This window comes from Sphingobacterium sp. DR205 (genome assembly GCF_011064245.1).
Lineage (GTDB): Bacteria > Bacteroidota > Bacteroidia > Sphingobacteriales > Sphingobacteriaceae > Sphingobacterium > Sphingobacterium athyrii.
The window spans coordinates 2,222,931-2,246,413 of sequence record NZ_CP049333.1; the positions used below are offsets into that span (position 1 = coordinate 2,222,931).

The following is a 23,483-nucleotide window of genomic DNA, read 5'->3' on the forward strand; positions in this document are numbered from 1 at the left end:
CGAGATTCGAAGGAGTCGCTGCTATATTCGTGTGTTACCAATTTATTTTGGATCTAACGTAAGACCCTGATTTCATTTCTGAGCAGTACGATTTTATCTTCATTTTCCAATTTCTTCAAGATCCGCGAGACCACCACACGTGATGTGTTCAAATCTGATGCGATATCCTGATGAGTAAGGGTAAGAATCCGGTCATTTCTGAGATTTACTTTCGCTTGCAAGTAATTGACTATGCGTTCTTCCATGTTGGAAAAGGCAAGATTATCTACCGCCTGAAGCATTTCATTCATACGGTTCGCATAACTCGATATAATGAAATTGCGCCATGAAGAATACTTTCCCATCCAGTTATTAACCTGTTCATTAGGGATCATCGCTACGGTAGTATCTTTTTCTGCCCACGCACGAATTTCACTTTTTTTATTACCCATACAACAGGCAATAGACATGGTGCAAGTCTGTCCTTGCTCGAGATAATATAGCAGGAGTTCACCTTTTGCTTCATCTTCCCGAACAACTTTGATCGCACCTTCCAGTAGTAGGGGCATGGCTCTGATATACTGATCGGTATCAATAATCAGATCACCTTCATGGAATGTTCTGATTTGTGCAATCTGTGTGATTTCTTCAATTAATGCAGGTTCTAGTATTCCTGCGTAAGCTTGCTCAATGGACAACATAGTTTATTATTATTCATTTAAATATAACGATTTCAATCGTATTGAAAGCTCCATGTCCACTGAAAAAGATGATCGTGTTGATCGTAAAACCCGATCAAGGCAGGCAAGAGAAGTGGTGTTGACGATAAATATGGAGAGGGAAGAATTATTTGAGTTATTCAAAAAAGACAAAATTTTATTTTGATTATTTTTCATGTATTGATATAAAAAAGGTGTTTTTGTTGTGGTTATGTTAACGGTACCGCTTGTCTATTGACTTTTTAATTTTAAAACCGAGTTTAACCTGTGGAAGATTAAAATATGAAGGGAATATAAAAGCTGTATTTATAGCGACCCTAGTGTTAAAATTAGTTAAAAAGACAATCAATTCCTAATTTTGCGGCACAAAAACAAAACAATCACATCTAACATGAAAAAGTCTTTACTTTTTTTTGCACTTGTTTTTGCTGGTTATGGCGCGGTTCATGCACAAACGGCAAATACTAGTTCGGTTTCAGGAGTTGTAAAAGAGGCTACTGGACAAACAGTTAAAGGAGCAACCATTAAAATCACCCACATCCCAAGTGGACAAGTTGTAAGCGGCTCAGCTGATGCTCAAGGAAAATTTCAAATTTCAAATCTTCAGGAGGGTGGTCCCTATAAAGTGGAGGTGACCTACATTGGTGAAAAGCCAGTTGTCATTGAAAACATTATGTTGAAATCGGGCGAATCGTTGAATATAAACCCGACTTTTTCGGAGGGCTCTTCAACGGATTTAGATGAGGTTGTTGTTGTTGGTCATGGTGTTATTGATATTGCTGTAGGTAGAAAAACACCTATTGCGGTTTCAACAATTCACAAAACTGAAATTGAAGAAAAAGTAGGTGCGCAAGATATTACGTCAACTTTGGCAAATACGCCATCTGTTTACATTACGGGACAGGCGAAAGGTTTTGGTGAATCTTCAATGACTACACGTGGTTTTGACCAATCCAATACCGCATTTTTATTGAATGGTCAGCCGGTGAATGGAATGGATAATGGCCGTGTATATTGGTCTAATTGGTCTGGTCTTACCGACATTGCGTCTTTGGTACAGATCCAACGTGGTTTGGGTTCTTCCAAATTAGCGATTTCATCTGTGGGGGGAACGATTAACTTTGTAACCAAGTCCACCGATATGAAAGAAGGCGGTTTTGTGCGGACGACAGTCGGTAATGACATGCTGATGAAAGGAACGGTTGGCTATAGTACTGGAATGATGAAAAACGGTTTTGCCGTTTCAGCAATGTTTACACATTGGTCCGGTGATGGTTATGTGAACGGTACACAAGGGCAGGGACAAAATTATTTCCTGTCTGTAGGTTATAAAGCGAGCGAGAAGCACAACTTTAACTTAATGGTTACTGGTGCCCCACAATGGCATAATCAAGGTTTCACGTCGACATTGGACAACTACTTGAAAAATGGACGAAGATATAACAGTAATGTGGAGATAGTGAATGGTACTGAAGTTAACTACCGTAAAAATTACTACCATAAACCAGTAGCCAATTTTAACTGGGACTGGACCATCGATGATAAGTCTTCTTTATCTACCGTTGTTTATGCTTCTGTAGCAAGTGGTGGTGGTCAGTCGAAAAGAACAGAGAAAACCAATAAGGGCCCTTATTTGTCTGCTGATGTAAACAATCATCAATGGTATGGTATCGTTTCTAACTATAACCGTAAATTAAATGAGAATTTAAATTTCAATGTTGGATTTGACTTACGCGATTATAAAGGTGAGCACTATCGTCAGGTGACCGATATGTTGGGTCAGTCATCAATTGCCAACGTAGGTAACGTAAACTTGGGCAATAATGTCTTTATTACAGAGACTTATTCAACCAATCCATGGAAAGCATTTTCTAGCCAACCTAAATCAACAGAAAATAGATTAGCATGGGATTATGAGCAAATGATCCGTTACGGTGGTCTATTCGGTCAATTAGAATATGCTAAAAATGGTTTTACCGCATTTTTCCAAGGATCGGTTTCACAACAGCAAAATAGCCGTAGAGAATATTATCTAGAGAAACCCGAAAACTCAAAATCGGAAAATGTCAATAATTTTGGATATAACACCAAAGGTGGTGTAAGCTATACCTTGGGCAAACATAGTCTTTTTGCTAACGCTGGATACTATTCACGTCAGCCTTATCAGAACAATATCTTCATGAACTACAGAAATGACGTGAACCCCTATGCGGAGAACGAGAAGATCTTAGGTCTTGAATTAGGGTATAAATTCGTGTCAAGATACATTGATGTGAATGTGAATGCCTATAAAACGACTTGGGAAAATAGGGTGACAGGTAATTCAAAAAATGCTGTAAAAGCAGATGTTGAAAAATACAATCCCACCAATGATCCGAACATCTTAGCGGAAGGTGATTATCTTTATTTCTCAAATTACGGTGTAAAACAAAACCACAAAGGCGTCGAGTTGGACTTCGCTGCCCGTCCATTCAGCGGATTTACCCTTAAAGGTTTTGCATCTATTGGTGACTGGAAATACGATGGAAAATCTGTTACGATTGTCCGTAATGAAGACCGAGTTGTGTTGGCAACAGAAGAAACCGATCTAACGAACGGAAAAGTAGGGGATGCCGCACAAACAACCTATGGTTTAGGTGCCAAGTATTTTATCACGAAAGGTCTGTCTGTTGATGGAGACTGGAGATCCTACGATCGCTTGTATTCTTCAAGACAAGCTGGTCAGGGCAAAGTGTTAGAATTACCTTCGTACCAACTTGTTGATGCCGGGGTTTCTTATAAAATAGATATCAGTGATAAAAACGCAATAAGTTTTAGATTTAACATCAATAACTTATTGAATAAGTTCTATATTTCTGAAGCGACGACGAATATTTTTGAAAACACAAAGGCCGGCGAGAAGAATGAATATTGGAACGGAATCAATACTTCTAACACTGTATTGATCGGTCTTGGGAGAACATGGAACGCTTCTGTGAAGTTTACATTCTAATAAAATATCCTATTTCGTAGTAAGAAGACTCACATTATTGTGGGTCTTTTTTTTGTTTTTTAATAAAAACTTAATACTTTTAGGTGATCTAACTGTCGACCTGATGTTGCATAAATTAATTTGTCTGGAAAATTTACAGATAGGTACCGTCTATTTTTCTGCTTTTGTGGTAAACCTGGATGGGGGAAATACTGGTTTTGCTTTGTTTATTAACCAAGAAAATGATCCGATTTTTATTTTTCGAAAAGAGAAGAAAAATGAAGTGTCTTTTCATGTAAATGAAGAACAGTTCTTCTGGATTGTAAGAAATAGTCAGTTTACAGCTGGTGAACGTCAGGATTTTTTTGCGGAGTTTGTGGAATTTCTACGTTTAATGGAGGATAAAGTTTCCAATTATGTCTTTAAACATGAAAAACTTGTCAGATTTACCAATTCACGAGATATTGTTCGGTACAAATATCTTTATTTGACCGGAGACCTGAATTAAAGCTATTTTCTTAAACAGGGGGTGCAGACCTTTAAATTTCTTTTATAGTGAAATTTAGCTTAGTTTTGGGTATGAAGCAACTGATATCAAATCTATCTGTTACCCTTTGGGACAAAGCTGTTACAGAAGCGGATTTTGAAATTCCGACACCTGTATTGCTTGCTAAGTTCTCTTTTTTGCCAATTTCGTCTTTTTTTCCAGCGGATATCATTTCCTTACCCCAAGACCACTTTGATCATATCAAGGAAGAAGATATCAAACTTTTGTTAAGAGGCTTTTCTATTGGAATCATCGGTGATGAAGATCCTGTGCAGCTTTTTGAAGAAGCAATTGCTTTGTCGAAAAGCGTGTTGGCTTACAGTTACCTTGGGCTCTATTATTTTAAAATAAAGGCTTATGATGAAGCTATAGCTGTCTATTCCACAGCAATTGAATATTTTAAGGAAGAACCCTATTTTTATGCAAGCCGATGCCTGGTCTATCGCATTATCGGAGAAGATGAAGGCGCATTTTATGATTACCAGATTGCCAAAAGATTGGATTTTAACTATCATAGTGTTTTGGAGTGGCAGGAAAACCAAGCTGAAGTAAGCTACTTTGAAGCAGAGAACCTCGTCATTCAAGAGCTAGAATCTACGCAGAAAGATCTCAGTATGGATGAGTTGAATTCGTTGGGACTTGAGTATGTACACTGTTATGATTATTTGAAGGCAATCGAATTGTATACCTTAGCTATCAACAAAAATACGGCAGATAATAGCAATCTCTTTGTTTTTAGGGGAAGTCTCTATCTTAAACTCACCTGTTTTGAGCTAGCTTTGAATGATTTTAATCGGGCAATTGAACTGGATGACCATCAAACTGCCGCCTATGTTTTCCGTGCGAAGGTATTCGAATCATACCGTTATTCCGAAAAAGCGCTGCAGGACTATGCTAAAGCTGAAGAAAATGACAATAACTCGTCTATCGTTTATGAGGAACGGGCTTCTTTATTTGAGCGCTTAGGTTGTCTATCTGAAGCATTGTCTGATTTCGACCGATTGGTCGAACTGAATCCGGAGGACTTTTATGTATATTCTCTACGGGCAGATCTTAAGGAAAGACTGGAAGATATGCACGGGGCGTTGGCTGATTATTCAATGGCTATTGAGTTGAATCCTTATTATTCGGACTTATATTCTTATCGTGCCGCTATCAAAGAAAAGCTTGGTGATACGGTAGGGGCGAAGTTTGATTTAGATAAGTTTAACGAATTGGAAGACGAGTAAAAAGAAGAAAGCGATTCAAATAAAAGGTACCACTGGAGAATTGAATAGTTAAGTGGAGACTTTTTGGAGGACGAATGAAATGGAAACGGGACGGTCCAAAGTTAGGACGGCCCCCGTTTCTATTTTAGGCAAGTGCTGACTGGAGCTGCAATTGACTTGTGTTACACCATTACGATAGATAGGTGGTCTATTATGAATGCTCGCCCTATTTAATGATGCGCTTAATTTTATTTGAACGCTTGATCAGTTTGTGCAATTTGTCATAGTCTTCGCTAGCAATGGAATCATGTAACGACTGTAGTTGCTTGATATGTTCCTCCAGTACTTCCAGTACATTTTCCCGATTCTGTTTGAAGATGGGTGTCCACATATCGGGGGAACTTTTGGCCAAACGCACGGTGGATTCAAAGCCTGATCCTGCAAGCTCAAATATGCGTCCCTGCGATTTCTCTTTTTCCAATACTGTTAATGCTAAGGCAAATGAAGTAAGATGAGAAATATGCGAAACATAGGCTGTATGCACATCGTGCTCGTCAGCGTTCATGAAGCAAGTGCGCATCTCCAGTTGATCCGTGATCGCATCCGTAATTTCGAAAGCGTCTTCATCTGTCCTGAAGGCCTCGACATAAACCATCATCTTTCCTTTAAAAAGACCCGCAACGGCAGCTTCTGGGCCAGAATATTCTGTACCTGCCATAGGGTGAGCCGCAATATAGCGTCCTCGGTTTGAATGGTCTTTGATTTTGTTAAGTATGTTTGTTTTGGTGGATCCCATATCGATAACTACTTGATCGGTGACCTGATCAAGAATCTGTGGAACGACCTGCAAAATAGCATCAACAGGAATAGTCAATATAAGTACCTTACATGTTTTTATTGCTTCTTCCAAGGTCATTGCTTCGTCGATAAAGCCGATCTGCTTCGCTTTGTCAAGATTTTTCTCGCTTTTATCTACACCAATAATCTTACTGCAGAATTTTGTTTCCTTTAGGCGAATGGCAACTGAGCCGCCAATTAAGCCTACGCCTACGATGGCAATATTCATATGTGAATAATTATTAATTCGTGTTTATTGTATGTATAAATGCTTCACATTTATTTTATGGGCTCTTGAAGTCCCGTCTTTTTTAGCATAAGATGAAATAGCTGTTTTGTTTTTCGTTATCAGGAGCTATTTCATCTGACTGAAATGTTAACATTGAAAATTGCTGCTAGAAGCTTTCTTTGATACGTTGGATGGATTCATCAAGAACTTCAACCGTGGCACAGAGACTGATGCGGATATACTGATTGCCACCATCTCCAAAGATTCCTCCCGGTGTGATAAACACACGTGCTTTATTCAATGCCGCATCGCTCAGCGCATAACCGTCAGCATAGGTGTTCGGGATCTGGGCCCAGACAAATAAGCCTACCTGATCTTTTTGATATGAACAGCCCAATAGGTCCATGATTTCATAAACTTTCTGACGTCTATCAGCATAAATTTTGTTTAAATCCTGGTACCAGGATGCGTCCAGCTGCAGGGCTTTCGCTGCGGCTAGTTGAACGGGAAGAAACATTCCGGAATCCATATTGCTTTTAAAACGTAGTACCTGATTGATACGCTCCTCACTACCAACCAATACTCCGACTCTCCAGCCCGCCATATTGGATGATTTGCTTAAAGAATTTAACTCGATCGCGACATCCTTAGCGCCTTCTATGCTCATGATACTACGTGGTTTATCTGTCAGGATAAAACTATAGGGATTGTCATGGCAGATGAGGATGTTGTATTCCTTTGCGAACGCAATCAATTCACCATAAAATGCATCCGAGGCCGAGGCACCCGTAGGCATGTGCGGATAATTGATCCACATCAACTTGACCTTAGACAGATCTTGTTTACGAAGTTCGTTAAAGTCAATCAGCCAATTTTTTTCCTGCGTAAGCTTATAGGTAATTGCTTCTGCTCCACTTAATCTTACGGCCGCAGCGTAGGCCGGGTAACCGGGATTAGGAATTAGCGCTTGATCTCCTTCTTGGAGGTAAGTCATGCAAATGTGTACGATTCCTTCTTTCGATCCAATGAGCGGTAAGATCTCGGTGTTCGGATTAAAAGTAGCTTGATAATAGCGTTGATACCAATCTGCAACAGCTTGCCTTAGAGCTGGAGCTCCTTTATAATTTTGATAGCCATGTACATTTGGAAGTTGGGCATTCTCATTCAATGTCGCAATTACCTCCGGATGAGGAGGCAAGTCAGGACTTCCAATTCCTAGATTGATTACACGTACACCCTGTTTATTTAACTCATCTATTTCTCTTAATTTTTTTGAGAAATAATATTCTTCAGTGTGCTGCAATCTTTTGGCAACGTCTATTTGCATTTTATTTTTAATAATTTTGGTATTTGAATGAAGCTAAATTAGGGAATTATCTATAAAAAGCAGCTATTTTTGTCGTTTTTTCAATTTAATGCGCCGCTCTGTATTTATCACTGAGGTGCAACAATTTTATTGAAAAGAAGTGTATGAGTGCTTTTCTTGATTAATTTGTTATTTTTGTTCAATTTCCTCGCTAAAAGAAATCCTAACGGAAGAGGAGAGATCGGCAAATTACTTTTTTGTATAAAATTAATTTGTCTTAGTTCAAAATAAATGAAAACATATTTTAGGCTCTTATCATTTGCTAAACCCATTGAGAAATTTGCAATTCCGTATGTAATCTGCACCTTGATTACGGTTGTTTTTAGCACATTAAATCTAGCATTACTCGCTCCATTACTTCATACACTTTTTAATACAGGGGAAGCTACCGTCGAAACAGTAAAACCTGATACTTACACCGATATTTTAGCATGGTTTAATTACTACGCTAGTATGGCAAATGAACAATTGGGTGCTTATGGCGCATTAAAGTACGTTTGTATTGTTATTGTAATTTCTGTATTTATAAGCAATCTTTTCCGCTATTTCTGCCAGCGGATTATGGAGAATTTTCGGATCCACACCTTGTTAAAGCTCCGTAGAGCTGTATTTGATAATGTAATGGACCTACACGTTGGCTATTTTACAGGGCAACGCAAAGGAGATATCGTCTCAAAGGTGGCATCCGATGTACAAGTTGTGCAGTATTCGGTCACGGGTACATTGCAAGTGGTATTCAAAGAACCTTTGCAATTGATCGCTTATATCGTGATGCTGTTTAATATTTCAGCAAGACTGACCTTCTTTTCGTTGTTGGTTATTCCTATTTCTGCATTTTTTATTGCCCGGATTGTAAAGAATCTGAAAAGTCAGGCGCGTTCGGCACAGGAGTCCTATGGAAACATGATTTCCTATCTGGACGAAGCATTATCAGGTGTCAAAATCATCAAGGCCTTCAATGCAGTTTCTTTTATCAAAAATAGATTTCACAACGAGAACGAACGCTATGCTAATATCGGGCGTGCGATGGCTAAGCGGCAACAAATGAGTTCACCTGTCTCGGAGTTATTGGGGGTCATCATGGTGGCCATCATCTTGTTATATGGTGGCCATCTGGTGCTTTCAGGGGATCAGAGTTTGACTGCTCCCGCTTTTATCGCCTACATTGCTATTTTTTCACAGGTTATGCGGCCTGCAAAAGCATTGACTGATGCCTTTAGTGGTATTCATAATGGTCTTGCGGCTGGAGAACGGGTATTGGAACTGGTCGATGAGCGGAGTGAAGTGACCGACAGGCCTAATGCAAAAAAAGTTGAAAGTTTTGCACGAAATATTGTTTTTAAGGACGTGAATTTTGCTTACACGAAGGATAAGAAAATCCTTCAGGGGATAGACCTGACGATTGAAAAGGGAAAAGTAGTGGCTTTGGTTGGTCCTTCTGGTGGAGGGAAATCAACATTGGTCGACCTTATTCCTCGCTTTATGGATGTTACCGATGGTCAGATCCTTTTCGACGGTGTGGATTTAAGAGAGCTGGATCAGGATTCGTTGCGTAATATGATCGGTGTGGTCAATCAGGAGTCGATTTTATTTAACGATACCATTTTCAATAATATCGCATTTGCCAACCTGTCTGCGAGTCAGGAAGAAATTGAAGCAGCAGCGAAGATCGCCAATGCACATGAATTTATTCTTAAGACTGATCATGGATACCAAACGAATATTGGCGACAGAGGGGGGAAATTGTCCGGTGGACAACGTCAGCGGATCTGTATTGCTCGGGCAGTGCTGAAAAATCCACCGATCATGCTACTGGATGAGGCGACTTCGGCTTTGGATACCGAATCTGAAAAATTGGTACAGGATTCACTCTATAAATTGATGGACAACCGGACAACAGTGGTCATCGCCCACCGTCTAAGTACGATTCAAAATGCGGACAAGATCGTTGTGATCGAAGCAGGAAAGATTGTTGAGACAGGGAGCCATAGTGAATTATTGCAACACGAAGGCTTATATAAGAAGTTGATCGAAATGCAGCAATTTACAGATTAAAGGTATTGTTTTGACAGAGTTTTCATCGTCTTTATAACAGGGAAAAGATACACTGCTGAATAAGTGTTATCACATTTTTATTATAACTTTTGTTGCCTTTTCGGTACATTTGTTTAAGATAGGAGATACATTAATGAACGCATTAGATAAATTAAATTTCTTGATCAATGATAAAAATTTAGACGTTGAATTAAGAAATATAGCGGAGAAAGTTTTGCGAGAGGAGCGTATCACTTTTGATGAGGGAGTTCTTTTATATGAAAAGGGTGAATTGGGGTATCTTGGTGTCTTAGCCAATTACATTCGTGAGAAACGTCATGGAGACCATACCTTTTTTAATCGCAATTTTCACATAGAGCCCACCAATGTCTGTGTATATGACTGCAAATTCTGTTCCTATTCCAGGCTGATAAAAGAGCGCGCCGAAGGTTGGGAAATGGAAGTCGATGGCATGATGGATATTGTGAGGAAATATGACAATGAAGCCGTTACCGAAGTGCATATTACAGGTGGTGTTGTGCCGAAGCAGAATCTGGAGTTTTATGCGGATTTCTTTAAAAGATGTAAAGCACATCGACCAGAATTACATATTAAGGGACTCACGCCAGTAGAATATTATTACATTTTCAAGAAAGCAAAGTTGAGCCATTATGATGGCCTGAAGTATTTGCAGTCTTGTGGCCTGGACTCAATGCCCGGCGGTGGAGCAGAAATCTTTCATCCGGAAATCAGGGAACAGATTGCGCACGACAAATGTACCGCTGAACAATGGCTGGACATTCATGAGCAGGCGCATCGTCTGGGGATGCATACCAACGCAACGATGTTATATGGTCACATTGAGCAGTTTTGGCACCGGGTGGATCACATGGAGCGTTTGAGACAGCTTCAAGACAAAACGGGCGGATTTCAAACATTTATTCCGTTGAAATTTCGGAATAAGGAAAACCAAATGTCGCACATCCCCGAGGTTTCGGTTATTGAAGATTTAAGGAACTATGCGGTTGCGCGGATCTACATGGATAATTTTGACCATATCAAAGCGTATTGGGCCATGATTTCGAGAGACACTGCACAATTATCGTTGGCTTTCGGTGTGGATGATATTGATGGCACTTTGGACGATACAACCAAAATCTACAGCATGGCCGGTGCCGAGGAGCAAAAACCCGGGATGACAACGCAAGAGGTCGTGGAATTAATCAAGAAGGTAGGACGTCATCCCATCGAACGGGATACATTATATAATGTGGTAACAGACTATAAAGATGTTGTCTTTGACGAAGACTCCAAAAAGAAAAGTTATTACGCACTACCTGTTGTGAACTCATAAATTAGACTATACCCATTTTGAAAAAGACATTTTATTTTATACGACACGGACAGACTGATCTAAATTTAAAAGGCATTGTGCAGGGGAGAGGGGTTAATTCTCCATTAAATGAAACCGGAATGGCTCAGGCTCAGGCTTTCTTTGAACGGTACAATACGGTGCCTTTTGACAAAGTATACACTTCAACTTTATTGCGTACCCACCAGACGGTAAAGGGTTTTATTGATCTTAACTTGCCTTGGGAACAGCTCGTCGGATTGGACGAAATTAGCTGGGGAATCTACGAAGGAAAGGAGCAGACGCCCGAGTTGTTGACTGGTTTTGAACAATTGGTTGCTGCATGGCGTAACGGAGAATTGGATGTCAGTATTGAAAATGGAGAGTCTCCTAACGCATTGATGAACCGTCAGCAAGTTGCACTGGATCATATGCTGGCCCAAACAAATGAGGAAAATATCCTTGTTTGCATGCATGGTCGTGCACTACGTATTATGCTTTGCCTGATGACTGGCATTGATGCCCGATATATGGACGATTTTCCGCACACAAATACTGCTTTATATAAATTGCTGTACGATAATGGTCAATTTGAAATTATAGATCATTACAATACAGATCACTTAGAAGCATTAATGAATGAATAAAATTAGAGTTTCAGCCGTATCTTACACAAACACTTATCCGTTTTTGAACGGAATACGTAAATCAAAGGTTATGGATCAGATTGATCTCAGTGTCGATTATCCAAGTGCCTGCGCACAAAAAGTAATAGATGACGAGGCCGATATGGGAATTATTCCAACGGCCGCACTATTAAATCTCCCCGAATATTACATCAATACGGATTTTTGTATTGGAACCGAAGGCGCCGTTGATTCGGTGTTTATTTTTTCCAATAAGCCCATTACCGAGGTGGAAACCCTCAGATTGGACAAGCAATCGCGTACATCGAATGGTCTGGCCCGTGTGCTTCTAAAAAATTATTGGAAAAGAGATGTTCAGTTAATTACTGACGACGGGGTGGAGCCAGATGCTTATGTCCTGATCGGTGACCGCACCTTCGGTAAAAAGAATACCGTACCCTATGTTTATGACTTGGGAAAGGAATGGTTTGATTTTACTGGATTGCCTTTTGCGTTTGCCCTTTGGGTAAGCAATAAAAAGTTGCCCGAATCGTTTGTGAAAGATTTCAATGATGCGCTCGCCTATGGCGTAGCTCATGCGACCGATGTCATTGAGGGACTGCCTGAATTTGAAGGATTTGACTATACAAAATATTTAACGGCTCATCTTGACTTTCACCTAACGGATAAAAAACGGGAAGCTGTACAATGTTATCTGGGCTATTTAAAAGATCTGGATTGATCAAGTAAAGCTTAGCGTGCCAAATAAAAAAAGAGGTTTGCCAGCAAACCTCTTTTTTTACACGTAGATACACGTCGTTATGCTTTCTAAGTTCTGCCAACTTTCACTTTTCGGCCTTTGACCTTCTGTCCATTTGCGGCATTAATGATCGTTAAAGCAAGTTTGCGTTTAACAGCAACATAAGCAACTTTGTCTTTGACTTCGATAATGCCAATATCGTCTTTTTCGATTCCGTCCAGATTTAATAGAAAGCCAACAATGTCAATTTTGTTGATTTTATCCTTCCTTCCTGCGCTGACATAAAGTGTCGCAAAGGGAGAATTTTCGGGAAGATCATAAAAATCCGGGAATTCTTCTTCAGCTGTATCAGCGGAAATGTAGGGATAATTTTCTTCGGGTTTTAATATCACATACACATCACCTTTGGCCTGCATACGTGCCGTGCGTCCGTTACGATGGGTAAAGTCATCTTCTTTATGCGGAAGTTGATAATGAATGATGGCATCTACCTCGGGAATATCCAGCCCCCGGGCAGCAAGATCTGTTGTAATCAAGACATTGTTGGAGTGGTTTCTGAACTTTAGCAGCGCTAGTTCGCGGTCCTGCTGCTCCAAGCCTCCGTGAAAAATGTCATGAATAATATTGCGATTATCCAATAAGTCACTGATATGCTCTACAGCATCGCGGTGGTTGCAAAAAATAATCATTTTTTTTGTGCCGATCTTGCAGATAAGTTTTAATAGTGCTTCGAGTTTCTTTTGGCTGGTAGCAACTACTTTTTTTATTGTGATCCGTGGGATATTGTTTGCATTTTTCAGGAAATCGACAGTAATGGGATCCTGAATCTGTGTAAAGGCCGGAATCGTTTCCATCGTTGTCGCAGATGTCAATACGCGCGACTTAATTTGGGGCATATGCCGAATGATAAAATCCATTTGCTGATGAAATCCAAGTTCCAATGACTTGTCAAATTCATCCAGTATTAGGGTATGGATCTGTGTCGGATCAAAATTTCCTTCTTCAAGATGCTGTTTTATTCGACCGGGAGTACCGATGAGAATAGATGGCGCATCTTTGAAAGCATTTTTTTCGATTCGTGTGCTATGGCCACCATAGGCGCAAGTCACTTTGTATCCTGTTGTCAGTTTCCGGATGACTTGCTCGATCTGTAAAGCAAGTTCACGGGTGGGGACTAAAACCAGGACCTGTACTTCACGGGCAATATCTTTTAGCTGTTGTAGTATTAATAATGAAAAGGCCAATGTTTTTCCTGACCCCGTAGGGGAGAGTAGGATGAGATCTTTATCTTGTTGATAGGCGTCCAATACCTTTTGTTGCATTTCATTCAGGGATGAAATACCTAATTTGTTTAGAATAGCTTCTAGCTGCATGGCAACAAAAGTACGAATTAAAACGAAAAGGTAATCCACCTCTTTCAGATGGATTACCTTTATTAGATTTTTGTATTGGCCTTTATTGCAAATGAATGCTTTTTAAGATCCGAATTATAATACTTTATAAGTATCGGTTTATAGTATGTCAATACCTTCTTCTCGTAGAGCTTGTTTTTTATCCTCTTCCCAGATGCTGACCTGTACTTCGCCGATATGTTGTTTTTTTAGCATAAACATGCATACACGCGACTGGCCAATACCGCCGCCCATAGACTCGGGCAGTTCATCGTTAAGAAGCATACTGTGGAACGTGAGTTTGGACTTTTCGCTGCAATTTCTGATTGCCATCTGATGGGCTAATGCTTTTTTATCGACACGGATACCCATGGATGAAAGTTCGAATGCTGAATTTAAAATCGGGTTCCAAACCAGAATATCGCCGTTTAAACCATTGTAGCCAGCTTCGTTAGTGGTGCTCCAATCGTCGTAATCTGCCGCCCGACCGTCATGTGCTACCCCATTGCTCAGTGCGCCGCCAATGCCGTACAGAAATACTGCACCGTATTCTCTTGTGATGGCATTTTCTCGTTCTTTGGCACTTAAATCGGGGTACTTTTGCAGTAACTCTTCCGAGGAGATAAATGTGATGGTCTCCGGTAGGATCGCTTTTATATGAGGGTATTTACGTTCTACCTGCAATTCTGTAAATCGAAGTGATTCGTATATATGGAGTACAGTATCTTTCAAGAGAGCCAAATTACGTTGATCCTTTCCAATCACTTTCTCCCAGTCCCATTGATCCACATAAATGGAATGTATGGGGGTGTAATCCTCATCAGGACGAAGGGCTTTCATGTCTGTGACAATACCTTCACCCGGTAACATTTCAAGCTCTTTTAGCCGAACTCTTTTCCATTTCGCCAACGAATGAACCACGACGGCACGCTTTTCATTTAGGGATTTGATCGGAAAGGAAACAGGGCGCTCGATGCCATTCAGGTCATCGTTTAATCCTGTGCCATCCAGAACCACCAACGGTGATGAAATTGGAATCAGATTTAGCTTGTTTTTTAATTCTTGGACAAATGTATCTTTAACGAAGCTGATAGCAACTTCGGTATTTAAAAGTTTTCTTCCCTCCATATGAGTCAATTGAAAAGCAATGTACGGATCGTTGTACATCGCATCATTTTTTCTTATTCAGTTATTTGATACAAAAATATGAAAATAACATTTGCTAATATGTTTTGTTGTGATTTTTGATATTTATCCATTAAAATCTTGAAAAAATATAAATATTACAAGAAAAAGCGAATAGGCCAATATGTAATTATAAAACTATTAATTTGTCGGTGCAACTAACCTTGGCCGCTGATAAAAAAAGCCCTGAAATTATTTCAGGGCTTTTTCTGTTCTATTGGATGGGATCAGGTTATACCGAGAAACTTTCTCCGCAGGCACAGGTGCGGCTTGCATTTGGATTATGAAATTCAAATCCCTTTCCGTCCAGTCCATCGGAGTAGTCAAGTTCCGTTCCCGCTAAATAGAGGAATGATTTAATATCCAAACAGATTTTAACTCCTTTATCTTCGAAAAACTGGTCTCCCTTTTTTTCCTCATTATCGAAATTCAGTTTATAGCTTAAGCCTGAGCAACCACCACTTTCTACAGCAACACGCACAAAGTAATTGCTGTCATATTGCTCATCCTTCATGATTTCCTCGATACGAGTCTTTGCTTTATCAGTAACTGTAATCATAGTTCTATCTTTGTCTACAACAAAGATACATACAATCTCGCTATATTTCGTCTGCTCTTAGGTTTTTAGAATGTCATAAATTAACTGATCAAACCCGCTTTATAAAGTTGCCATATCGGCGATTGATCCCTTATTTTTTGTACGGCTTCTTTGATCAATTGTGCACATTGTAGAATTTCTTCACGCGTAGTCAAAATACTTAAGCTAAATCTGATCGCAGAAAGCGCATCTTCTTTGGATATACCCATGGCCAGCAGTACATGCGAGGGCTCCCTTGATCCGGTTACACAGGCGGAGCCTGAGGACAGGGCCAAAGTAGGACAGGCGGTCATAATCTCGCTTGCGAGCACATGTTTGAAACTGATATAGCTTGTCGTTGGGAGTCGGGGAGTATTTTGCCCATGTATCGTAATTTCAGGGATATCAGCCAATTCATTTTCCAGCAGATCCCGATACTCCTGAACGGTCGCATAGACTTGCGGAGTTAGCATGGAGATCGCCATTCCAAAGCCGACGATAGCCGGAACATTGTAGGTACCGCCCCGAAAACCACTCTCCTGACCGCCGCCTAAAATTAATGGTGTAAGCTGAATTGGCTTTGACTTGCGTCGAATGTACAGCGCACCGATTCCCTTTGGGCCGTGAATTTTATGTGCACTTAAACATAAGAGATCGATGGGGAGCTGTTGCAGGTCAATCGCAACTTTCCCGATTGCTTGTGTGGCGTCGCAAAAAAATAGGATATCTTCTTCTTGCGAGATGGTTGCCACCTGTCCGATCTCAGAAAGTACGCCTGTTTCATTATTCGCCGCCATCAGGCAGATTAGTATGGTTTTGGTTGTAATGGCACTTTTAAGATCATCTAGCGAAATGTGCCCTCGTTCGTCAACAGGGAGATAGGTGACTAGGGCACCCTGTTTGGTCAGCTGATCGCAGCAGCTTAATACCGCTTTATGTTCTGTAGCAGCTGTAATGATGTGATTTCCCCGGGACCGGTATCTGTCGAATACGCCCTGCAGTACGGTATTGATGCTCTCCGTAGCACCGGAATTGAAAAAAATTTCCTTTGGCGTACAATTTAAAGCCTTGGCGACCTGTGCTCTGCTCTGTAGGACCGCTGCATTTGCTGCTCTACCCATCTGGTGGTAAACACTGGACGCATTAGCGTAATTTTGGATGAAATAAGGGGTCATCTCCTGCCATACCTCATCCAAAATTCGGGTGGTTGCATTGTTGTCCAAATATATGGTATCCTTCATCAGTATAAAGATAAGGATAATGCTGTTTATGCAGAAGCTTTCACATCAACTTCCTTCTTTTTGACATTAGGGTCATAGCGTAATCCCGGGGTCAGCCAGTACATCAAAATGATACGTGAATACCGGTAATTGAAGGGAGACATTAATACAACACTTAATATAGCAACAGTCGCATAGAGAATGAAGGATGAATCATTTCCAGTAAAGATATAAGTTGCCATACAGGCTGTGACCATCTCCGCGATGGCAAATGCATAGGTGACGTACATGGCACCATAGAAATAGCCTGGTTCACGCTCATAACGAAGGCCACAATATTCGCAGTGACTGTTCATTTTTTGAACCTTTAGACCATAGGCCGGACCTTTATATACATGACCGACTCTACACCTTGGACATTTTGCTTGCCATGCCGCTTTAAATTCGGATAATTCGTATTTAACTTCTTCCATAGTTATAATTGTTTTCTGAACTCCTCAGGTGTGAGATCAGTGTATTTTTTAAAAAATTTGGTGAAATAAGAGTTGTCCTTAAACTGCAATTCATTTGCAATTTCAGTGATATTTAAATTTCGATTGATCAAGAGTCGCTTCGCTTCCAGAACAATTCGGTTGCGGATGATCTCACCCGCGGACTGACCGATATAGGATTTACAGATCGCATTCAGGTGATTGGGGGTGATAAACAGTTGATCGGCATATATGCTCGGTAATTTGGTGGATTTAAACTGTTGCTCTACCAATTGCTGAAAACTATTGAATATTTTATGATTATACGGGTTGCTGCCCTCTTTTTGCTCTTTTTCTGAACAAATAGAAACAAACAATAAAAATTGGAGCAGAAGGGTACGAATATAATCTTCTGATAATCCGACAGACTTGGCCGACAAGATTTCGTCAAGGATATTTGTCGCCTGCGCACGGCAAGGTTCTTCCAGTTCAAAAATTAGATGTTCGATTTTACCCTGTAGGAAACTAAAGCGCTCCAGATAATCTGTCCGTAATAAAAAGGACTGGAAATAATCAATCGAAAAATTAACCACGTAACCCGCTTCATCACCCGCAAAGTTCCATGTATGCACTTGACCGGGAGCCATGAAATAAATCTGAAATGGCTGAATTTTGTAGTGATTAAAATCGATAATATGATTACCTGAACCTTTCGTGAATAGTACAAAATGAAAAAAATTATGCTTGTGAGGAAACACCATATTATCATGTTTGATGACGTATTCACTTAAATCATCAATATGGATAGTTGTTTTGTTGTTGAGATCCAGACTGCAACTATCTATGATTGGAATGGTATTTTTTCTATTCATAATACAAAGTTAGCTTTAATAATCTTTATTTAGTGGTGTTAATTTGTTGTTTTATGGTATTTTTCAACGATTTTAATATTTTGAACATCAGGCAAGGATGTTGGAACAATACTTGTTTCAAAAGGCGTGGAAATATATTTAATTCATATGGAAAGTAATTTAAATAGTTTGGAAACTAGATTTGGACGATTGACTGATATCGTCATCGATTCGATACCGGGTATTATTGGTGGTATTGTTTTATTGGTTATCGGTAAATATGTTATAGCTTTGGTCAACCGATTGCTGCACAAACGTTTTGAGAAGAGAAATGTGGATCCCTCAATCCGCACATTTATCTCCAGCATTGTAAAGATCGTAATGTGGGTAATGTTGCTATTGACCGTGGCAAGCCAAATTGGCATACAGACCACTTCATTTATTGCAGCCTTGTCTGCTTTTGGTTTGGCCGTTGGTATGGCACTTCAAGGGAGCCTGAGCAATTTTGCCGGAGGTGTATTGATTCTGATGTTTAGACCATTTGAAGTCGGGGATTATATATCAAGTGCCAACGGTACTTCGGGGACAGTAGAGCGCATTGATATTTTATACTCGACATTGATCGGCGACGATGGTGTCCGAATCTTCAGCCCGAATGGTCCGTTAGCCAATTCGGTGATCAAGAACTATACAAAAATAGTTCAACGGATGTTTGAATACACGGTGAGCATATCATACGATAAGAATGTGAAGGATGCAAAGGACATTATTCTTAGGGTGCTTCGTTCTAATGAAACTGTGCTGACTGCACCTGAGCCAACAGTATTTGTTAAAGAATTGGGAAATAATTCAATCATATTAACGGTAAGAGCATGGACAAAGCGTGAGCATTATTGGGCTGCACGCAATTCGATGCAGGAAAAAATTATGCTGGAACTGGAACGGAATGAAATCAGTGTTGCACCCAATCCTACACAGATTAGCATTGTCCCTAATGCAAATGACCAAGGAAGTCCGGTTAAGGTCGACGTTTAATCATCTGCCAGAGCACGAATAAGAATAAAGTACCGGTAGGCTATTATGGCTTGCTGGTACTTTTTTAGTTTAAGCGGATCCTTCTTCCCATATTTGGGAAGAATTGCTTTATTGAGCTTATTTAGGAACTGAAAAAAATGTCGTTTCATGTATAGACTTCTGGATTAATTGTTTGTGGCATCTTTTCGCCTCTGATCGCTGCCAATAAATTGCTTGCCGCCATCAAGGCCATATTGTCTCTGGTTTCGACGGTTGCGGATCCGATATGGGGCAGAATACAGACATTTTCAAGATTCAACAAAGGGTTGTCGGCTGCCATCGGTTCGGGATTTGTCACATCGAGTCCGGCTCCCCATAACTCCCCCTCAAGCAGCGCCTTGGCTAAGTCTTCTTCTTTCACCAATCCTCCACGTGCAGTGTTGACCAGAATCGCCGTATTTTTCATGCGTTTAAATGTCTCCTGATTGAATCTATTGGCTGTCTCCGCAGTAAGTGCGGCATGAATGGAAAGAACGTCACTTTGTGTCAACAGGTCATCAAAGTTGACATATCTTGCCCCGAGGACCTGCTCGGCTTCCGCGTTGCGCCCACGGTTATAATAGATGATTTCCATGTTATACGCCGCTCTTGCTTTTCGGGCAAATTCGAAACCAATTCTTCCGAGACCATAGATACCCAATGTTTTATTGTTAAGTTCTATACCTAAATGAGCAGTTGGGTCAAAGCCTTTCCATTGTCCCCGAAGAATCTGGTTATGGTTAAAGAAAGCTTTTCTGGAAACAGCTAGCATCAGCAGGAAGGCAACATCGGCCGTAGCTCCAGACAGCACGCCCGGAGTGTTGCTTACGGGGATGCGGTATTGAGTTGCTGCAGAAACGTCAACGTTATCATAACCAACACTCATTAGGGATAGCGCTTTAAGATTGGGACAGTTTTTGAAAAAATCCACATCAAACCTTTGCATACCGCCATTCAGGACATAGTCGCACTGTTGTCCGGCTTGAATAAGCTCGCTAGGAGAGAGCGGAATGGATGAGTCATGTATTGTTACCTGATGTCCGGCAGCTTGTAATAAATCTATACCTTTTTGCGGAATTCGTTTCGTAATAAATATCTTCATGTAAATGTTGTGTTATCCTATAGCTTGTTGTAAAACAAAATTAAGAGGGCCCGTTTTATATGGCCTGTAATCAAAGTTAACTCTTAATCATTTGGGTCACAACAAAACAAATCGTTTTTATTAGAACAAAAAAAGGTACTGTTTTAAATTCCAAATATTTAGACAAAAAAGTATTTTTGTATTCTAAAGAAGTTCAGCTTCTGAACTATCTAGTGTAGTCTCGGTTTTCGGATCGGGACTACTTACTTTATAATTTTCTATAAACACGGTATCATTTTTCCAAAGTGTATACATTAAGATTAATAATTTTCTCTGTACGGCAACCTGTCCGACCATTTTTGACGGCTTTTTCTGGATGATTCTCGTGTAAGCTTCCTTTAGCACAGAATTATGCCTACAAGCTACCATAGCCGGAAAATACAGCGCATTCCTGATATACCTGTTCCCCTTTTTCGAGATCCTGGTTTTTCCTTTTACAGATGTCCCAGATTCCCGCTGAACAACATCGTATCCAGCATAGCTGACAAGTTGTTTGGCGCTACCGAACTGTTCAAACCCCATTGTTTCGGCAAGAATGGTAACCATGGTGATCATTCCAATCCCTTTTATTGTTGCAAGCTTCTCTATTTTTTTATGGAGCCCCAGATCTGACTTTACCAGCCTGTTGATTTCCCCGATGCATCTGCCAATCTCCTTATCTATCTCAGAAATAAGTTTTTTATTGCTTTTTAGTATAAAGATCTGGATAGCATGCGAACAGTCCTTACTATGTTTGATGTTACCTAATGCCGTTTTCTGCTCCTGTAGCTGGACATGGTATCTGGTCAGATTTCTCAGCTGCAATAAGACTGGTGGAGGAGGACTCCATGCTTTATGGATCCTTTCTACACCGAATTGACTCAGGATCCGTGCATCAACAGCATCCGTTTTGGTCTTGATATTGAGGCTCGAAAAATAGTGCTTTGACGTATTGGGAAGAACAACATGAACCCTTTTCTTAATCTTATGCAGATGGTGGGCAAGGTTCTCATAATACACACCGGTAGCCTCCATCAAAAAAACAAGTGCTGCATCTTTCGCAATGACTCCTTTGGCCCAACGCAGAAACTGGTTGAACCCTTTGCTATCATTACTGAAATCCACTGTCTTGGAGAACACTAATTCTCCATCATCTGAACACTGACACAGACATGCTGTGAATGTCGCTTTTGAGATATCTATCCCAATGCATTGTTTACTAATAGCCATAGTCAAGAATTTAAATCGTATCGACTTAATCCTCCTTCGTCTATCCTTTTGTTTTATCCAGGCTCGAAATAGCGGCCTTAAGTACTGTTCAGACTCCTGAGAATAAAATCGTGTGGACAATTCCTTTTTTACGGTATAACGATCTGTTTACCTAGCCACATCTCGTCTCACACGAACAGCCAATACATTTTGTATAACAACAATATAATGACCTTTTCTAATTTCTCAGTAAAAATAAAAGCTATATCGTTGTTTCGATATAGCTTTGATAATGATATTTTGCTTTTTTATTTTGTATGAAGCAAATAATCCAAAATGCTTTTTCCTTGGTTATCGACTGAAAGTGCGACATTGGACAAGACGACTACGGCACTTTTTTTATCCGGAGATAAAGCCAGATAAGAACTGCTTCCGGCTGTCCCTCCGTTATGCCAATAAAAAGTAAGATCATCAAGTAGGTTCATGTGCCATGCTAACCCCAAATCAGTGTCGGGCGGAAGAAAGAAGGTAAACAATCTAGTGTTGGCCATTGCATTTTCCAGTGGACTCTGCGGCATCTTAAACTGTGCGTTCGCAAATTTAAGTAAATCTTCCAAGGTGGATTTTAACCCGCCGGCAGCACTGAAAGCATCGAAAGACCAGGCCGTTACTTCCTGCCCATTCTTATCGTATACTTTAAAAGTATCTTTTCTTTTTGGATCTAATACCTGAAAGGTATTATTCATTTCAAGTGGTTTACAGATTATTTCGCGGACAATTTGATCATACGATTTTTTGTAGATGCTAGCGATGATATCCCCAAGTACCGCGTAGCCAAGATTGCTGTATTCGTATTCCTGCCCCGGTGTCTTTTGATTTTTGAAACCGGATAAATAGTTATAGAGTGCTTTTCTATCGTATGCCTTGTAAGGGTCATTTCCGCTGTATCCTTTTACTTTTTCAAAGTTGTCTGGCAGCCTCGGAAATCCTGATGTGTGGTTGGCTAGCATCTGAAACGTTATTTTAGCCAGATCTTCGTTCTTTTGGAGTGTATCAGGAAGGAATAAGGATATGGGTTGATCTAACGTTATTGTGCCCTCTTCAACGAGATTGGACAATAAGATGGCTGTAAAGACTTTACTGAGCGAGCCGATTTCGTAAAGCGAGGTTGTTGTTGGTAATGTTTGATTGCCTTTTGCTGTCTCGCCGTAGAAATAGGTTTTGGACTGCCCGTTTTTAATAATGCCTATGGCAAGAGACTGGGCATTTTGTTGCTTTAGGTAAGAATTTGCAACAGAGTCGATGAAAAAGTCATCTTTGTCCACGGTTTTTGACGGAGTGACTGTCTCTATCGTTTTTTCTGGGCTGCTTTTATCTGAAGCAGGTTGGTTCAGCTGGCTAAAGTGTAAGGTGTTAAACTTAAGTGTTGAATCTGTGGCAAATAATAGCTCATAAGACTGACTGTCAAAATCCAGGCGGTAGGTTGCCGCTCCTTTTTCAAAACTAGTGATTTCAGAACTTTTTACCCTACCCAAAGGGTAGATCTGCCGCAACATCTGTGTGAATTTCGGAAGACTGTATTGCTGTTTATAGGAGTCGCTCGCTAGATTATAGGCAGAGTCTGTCATCTGGGAATTGATAAAAAATTCCAATTTGTTATAAACTCCTTTGTTGACCTGTTCCGCTTGATTTGTCTGGGCAAAGGAGTAAGAAGTGATGCCCAACAATATTGCTGTATAAAAATGTTTCATAACCATTGTTAGGCACAAATCTACGGAAT

At 40.2% G+C, this 23,483-nt stretch carries 20 protein-coding genes; 8 read left to right on the forward strand and 12 right to left on the reverse strand.

Going from position 1 to position 23,483, the window contains the following annotated elements; translation table 11 throughout:
• Positions 1-53: 53 nt before the first annotated feature.
• Positions 54-680 (reverse strand): Crp/Fnr family transcriptional regulator, encoded by a 627-nt coding sequence (locus G6053_RS09240; protein WP_165306263.1) that lies wholly within the window; start codon positions 678-680, stop codon positions 54-56.
• Positions 681-1,089: 409 nt separating this feature from the next.
• Between G6053_RS09240 and G6053_RS09245 the strand changes: the two genes are divergently transcribed.
• The 3 genes from G6053_RS09245 (at position 1,090) to G6053_RS09255 (ending at position 5,445) form a co-directional block, all read left to right on the forward strand.
• Positions 1,090-3,690: a TonB-dependent receptor gene (locus G6053_RS09245; RefSeq protein ID WP_165306264.1), complete on the forward strand. Its 2,601-nt coding sequence runs from the start codon at positions 1,090-1,092 to the stop codon at positions 3,688-3,690.
• 103 nt (positions 3,691-3,793) lie between these two features.
• Positions 3,794-4,177, forward strand: a complete 384-nt coding sequence (locus G6053_RS09250) for a hypothetical protein (RefSeq protein ID WP_165306265.1) — start codon at positions 3,794-3,796, stop codon at positions 4,175-4,177.
• Between the two features lie 71 nt (positions 4,178-4,248).
• Complete coding sequence (locus G6053_RS09255) at positions 4,249-5,445, forward strand: tetratricopeptide repeat protein (RefSeq protein WP_165306266.1); 1,197 nt, start codon at positions 4,249-4,251, stop codon at positions 5,443-5,445.
• A gap of 205 nt (positions 5,446-5,650) precedes the next feature.
• Here G6053_RS09255 and G6053_RS09260 read toward each other — a convergent pair whose 3' ends face one another.
• Together G6053_RS09260 and G6053_RS09265 are read right to left on the reverse strand one after the other, a co-directional pair.
• Positions 5,651-6,508 carry a prephenate dehydrogenase gene (locus tag G6053_RS09260; protein ID WP_262707654.1) on the reverse strand — a complete coding sequence of 286 codons (858 nt, stop codon included), beginning with the start codon at positions 6,506-6,508 and terminating at the stop codon, positions 5,651-5,653.
• Positions 6,509-6,656: 148 nt separating this feature from the next.
• Positions 6,657-7,817, reverse strand: a complete 1,161-nt coding sequence (locus G6053_RS09265) for an aminotransferase class I/II-fold pyridoxal phosphate-dependent enzyme (protein ID WP_165306267.1) — start codon at positions 7,815-7,817, stop codon at positions 6,657-6,659.
• 270 nt (positions 7,818-8,087) lie between these two features.
• Between G6053_RS09265 and G6053_RS09270 the strand changes: the two genes are divergently transcribed.
• The 4 genes from G6053_RS09270 to G6053_RS09285 all read left to right on the forward strand — a co-directional run bounded on the left by G6053_RS09270 (position 8,088) and on the right by G6053_RS09285 (position 12,609).
• Complete coding sequence (locus G6053_RS09270) at positions 8,088-9,911, forward strand: ABC transporter ATP-binding protein (RefSeq protein ID WP_165306268.1); 1,824 nt, start codon at positions 8,088-8,090, stop codon at positions 9,909-9,911.
• A 133-nt stretch (positions 9,912-10,044) separates the two neighbouring features.
• Positions 10,045-11,244 carry an aminofutalosine synthase MqnE gene (mqnE, locus tag G6053_RS09275; RefSeq protein ID WP_165306269.1) on the forward strand — a complete coding sequence of 400 codons (1,200 nt, stop codon included), beginning with the start codon at positions 10,045-10,047 and terminating at the stop codon, positions 11,242-11,244.
• Positions 11,245-11,261: 17 nt separating this feature from the next.
• On the forward strand, positions 11,262-11,888 hold the full coding sequence (locus G6053_RS09280) for a histidine phosphatase family protein (RefSeq protein WP_165306270.1): 627 nt from the start codon (positions 11,262-11,264) through the stop codon (positions 11,886-11,888).
• Positions 11,881-12,609 carry a menaquinone biosynthesis protein gene (locus tag G6053_RS09285; RefSeq protein ID WP_165306271.1) on the forward strand — a complete coding sequence of 243 codons (729 nt, stop codon included), beginning with the start codon at positions 11,881-11,883 and terminating at the stop codon, positions 12,607-12,609. Before G6053_RS09280 ends, G6053_RS09285 begins: the two co-directional genes overlap by 8 nt.
• A gap of 86 nt (positions 12,610-12,695) precedes the next feature.
• Here G6053_RS09285 and G6053_RS09290 read toward each other — a convergent pair whose 3' ends face one another.
• From G6053_RS09290 to G6053_RS09315, 6 genes are all read right to left on the reverse strand, one after another.
• On the reverse strand, positions 12,696-14,039 hold the full coding sequence (locus tag G6053_RS09290) for a DEAD/DEAH box helicase (protein WP_241254965.1): 1,344 nt from the start codon (positions 14,037-14,039) through the stop codon (positions 12,696-12,698).
• 99 nt (positions 14,040-14,138) lie between these two features.
• Complete coding sequence (gene asnA, locus G6053_RS09295) at positions 14,139-15,185, reverse strand: aspartate--ammonia ligase (protein WP_241254966.1); 1,047 nt, start codon at positions 15,183-15,185, stop codon at positions 14,139-14,141.
• A gap of 250 nt (positions 15,186-15,435) precedes the next feature.
• Positions 15,436-15,762, reverse strand: a complete 327-nt coding sequence (locus tag G6053_RS09300; protein ID WP_108632354.1) for an iron-sulfur cluster assembly accessory protein — start codon at positions 15,760-15,762, stop codon at positions 15,436-15,438.
• An 80-nt stretch (positions 15,763-15,842) separates the two neighbouring features.
• The gene (locus tag G6053_RS09305) at positions 15,843-17,021 is read right to left on the reverse strand and encodes a cysteine desulfurase family protein (RefSeq protein ID WP_165306274.1); all 1,179 of its coding nucleotides are present in this window, start codon (positions 17,019-17,021) and stop codon (positions 15,843-15,845) included.
• A gap of 26 nt (positions 17,022-17,047) precedes the next feature.
• Positions 17,048-17,473 carry a DUF983 domain-containing protein gene (locus G6053_RS09310; RefSeq protein WP_108632352.1) on the reverse strand — a complete coding sequence of 142 codons (426 nt, stop codon included), beginning with the start codon at positions 17,471-17,473 and terminating at the stop codon, positions 17,048-17,050.
• 2 nt (positions 17,474-17,475) lie between these two features.
• Positions 17,476-18,342, reverse strand: coding sequence for a helix-turn-helix transcriptional regulator (locus G6053_RS09315; protein WP_165306275.1), 867 nt, complete (start codon positions 18,340-18,342; stop codon positions 17,476-17,478).
• 147 nt (positions 18,343-18,489) lie between these two features.
• Here G6053_RS09315 and G6053_RS09320 point away from each other — a divergent pair, with 147 nt between their 5' ends.
• On the forward strand, positions 18,490-19,356 hold the full coding sequence (locus G6053_RS09320; protein ID WP_165306276.1) for a mechanosensitive ion channel family protein: 867 nt from the start codon (positions 18,490-18,492) through the stop codon (positions 19,354-19,356).
• A gap of 145 nt (positions 19,357-19,501) precedes the next feature.
• On the opposite strand, the gene G6053_RS09325 is transcribed toward G6053_RS09320, so the two are convergent.
• The 3 genes from G6053_RS09325 to G6053_RS09335 form a co-directional block, all read right to left on the reverse strand.
• A complete protein-coding gene (locus tag G6053_RS09325; RefSeq protein WP_165306277.1) occupies positions 19,502-20,476 on the reverse strand; it encodes a D-glycerate dehydrogenase in 975 nt (324 codons plus the stop codon).
• A gap of 183 nt (positions 20,477-20,659) precedes the next feature.
• Positions 20,660-21,724, reverse strand: coding sequence for an IS110 family transposase (locus G6053_RS09330; RefSeq protein ID WP_108634995.1), 1,065 nt, complete (start codon positions 21,722-21,724; stop codon positions 20,660-20,662).
• Between the two features lie 287 nt (positions 21,725-22,011).
• Entirely contained in the window at positions 22,012-23,454 is a 1,443-nt protein-coding gene (locus G6053_RS09335; protein WP_165306278.1) for a serine hydrolase domain-containing protein, read from the reverse strand.
• Positions 23,455-23,483 lie beyond the last annotated feature (29 nt).

Coding starts and splice junctions, on each gene's coding strand:
- G6053_RS09240 (WP_165306263.1), bottom strand. CDS start 680: ATGTTGTCCATTGAGCAAGCTTACGCAGGAATACTAGAACCTGCATTA.
- G6053_RS09245 (WP_165306264.1), top strand. CDS start 1,090: ATGAAAAAGTCTTTACTTTTTTTTGCACTTGTTTTTGCTGGTTATGGC.
- G6053_RS09250 (WP_165306265.1), top strand. CDS start 3,794: ATGTTGCATAAATTAATTTGTCTGGAAAATTTACAGATAGGTACCGTC.
- G6053_RS09255 (WP_165306266.1), top strand. CDS start 4,249: ATGAAGCAACTGATATCAAATCTATCTGTTACCCTTTGGGACAAAGCT.
- G6053_RS09265 (WP_165306267.1), bottom strand. CDS start 7,817: ATGCAAATAGACGTTGCCAAAAGATTGCAGCACACTGAAGAATATTAT.
- G6053_RS09270 (WP_165306268.1), top strand. CDS start 8,088: ATGAAAACATATTTTAGGCTCTTATCATTTGCTAAACCCATTGAGAAA.
- mqnE (WP_165306269.1), top strand. CDS start 10,045: ATGAACGCATTAGATAAATTAAATTTCTTGATCAATGATAAAAATTTA.
- G6053_RS09285 (WP_165306271.1), top strand. CDS start 11,881: ATGAATAAAATTAGAGTTTCAGCCGTATCTTACACAAACACTTATCCG.
- asnA (WP_241254966.1), bottom strand. CDS start 15,185: ATGTACAACGATCCGTACATTGCTTTTCAATTGACTCATATGGAGGGA.
- G6053_RS09300 (WP_108632354.1), bottom strand. CDS start 15,762: ATGATTACAGTTACTGATAAAGCAAAGACTCGTATCGAGGAAATCATG.
- G6053_RS09305 (WP_165306274.1), bottom strand. CDS start 17,021: ATGAAGGATACCATATATTTGGACAACAATGCAACCACCCGAATTTTG.
- G6053_RS09310 (WP_108632352.1), bottom strand. CDS start 17,473: ATGGAAGAAGTTAAATACGAATTATCCGAATTTAAAGCGGCATGGCAA.
- G6053_RS09315 (WP_165306275.1), bottom strand. CDS start 18,342: ATGAATAGAAAAAATACCATTCCAATCATAGATAGTTGCAGTCTGGAT.
- G6053_RS09320 (WP_165306276.1), top strand. CDS start 18,490: ATGGAAAGTAATTTAAATAGTTTGGAAACTAGATTTGGACGATTGACT.
- G6053_RS09325 (WP_165306277.1), bottom strand. CDS start 20,476: ATGAAGATATTTATTACGAAACGAATTCCGCAAAAAGGTATAGATTTA.
- G6053_RS09330 (WP_108634995.1), bottom strand. CDS start 21,724: ATGGCTATTAGTAAACAATGCATTGGGATAGATATCTCAAAAGCGACA.
- G6053_RS09335 (WP_165306278.1), bottom strand. CDS start 23,454: ATGAAACATTTTTATACAGCAATATTGTTGGGCATCACTTCTTACTCC.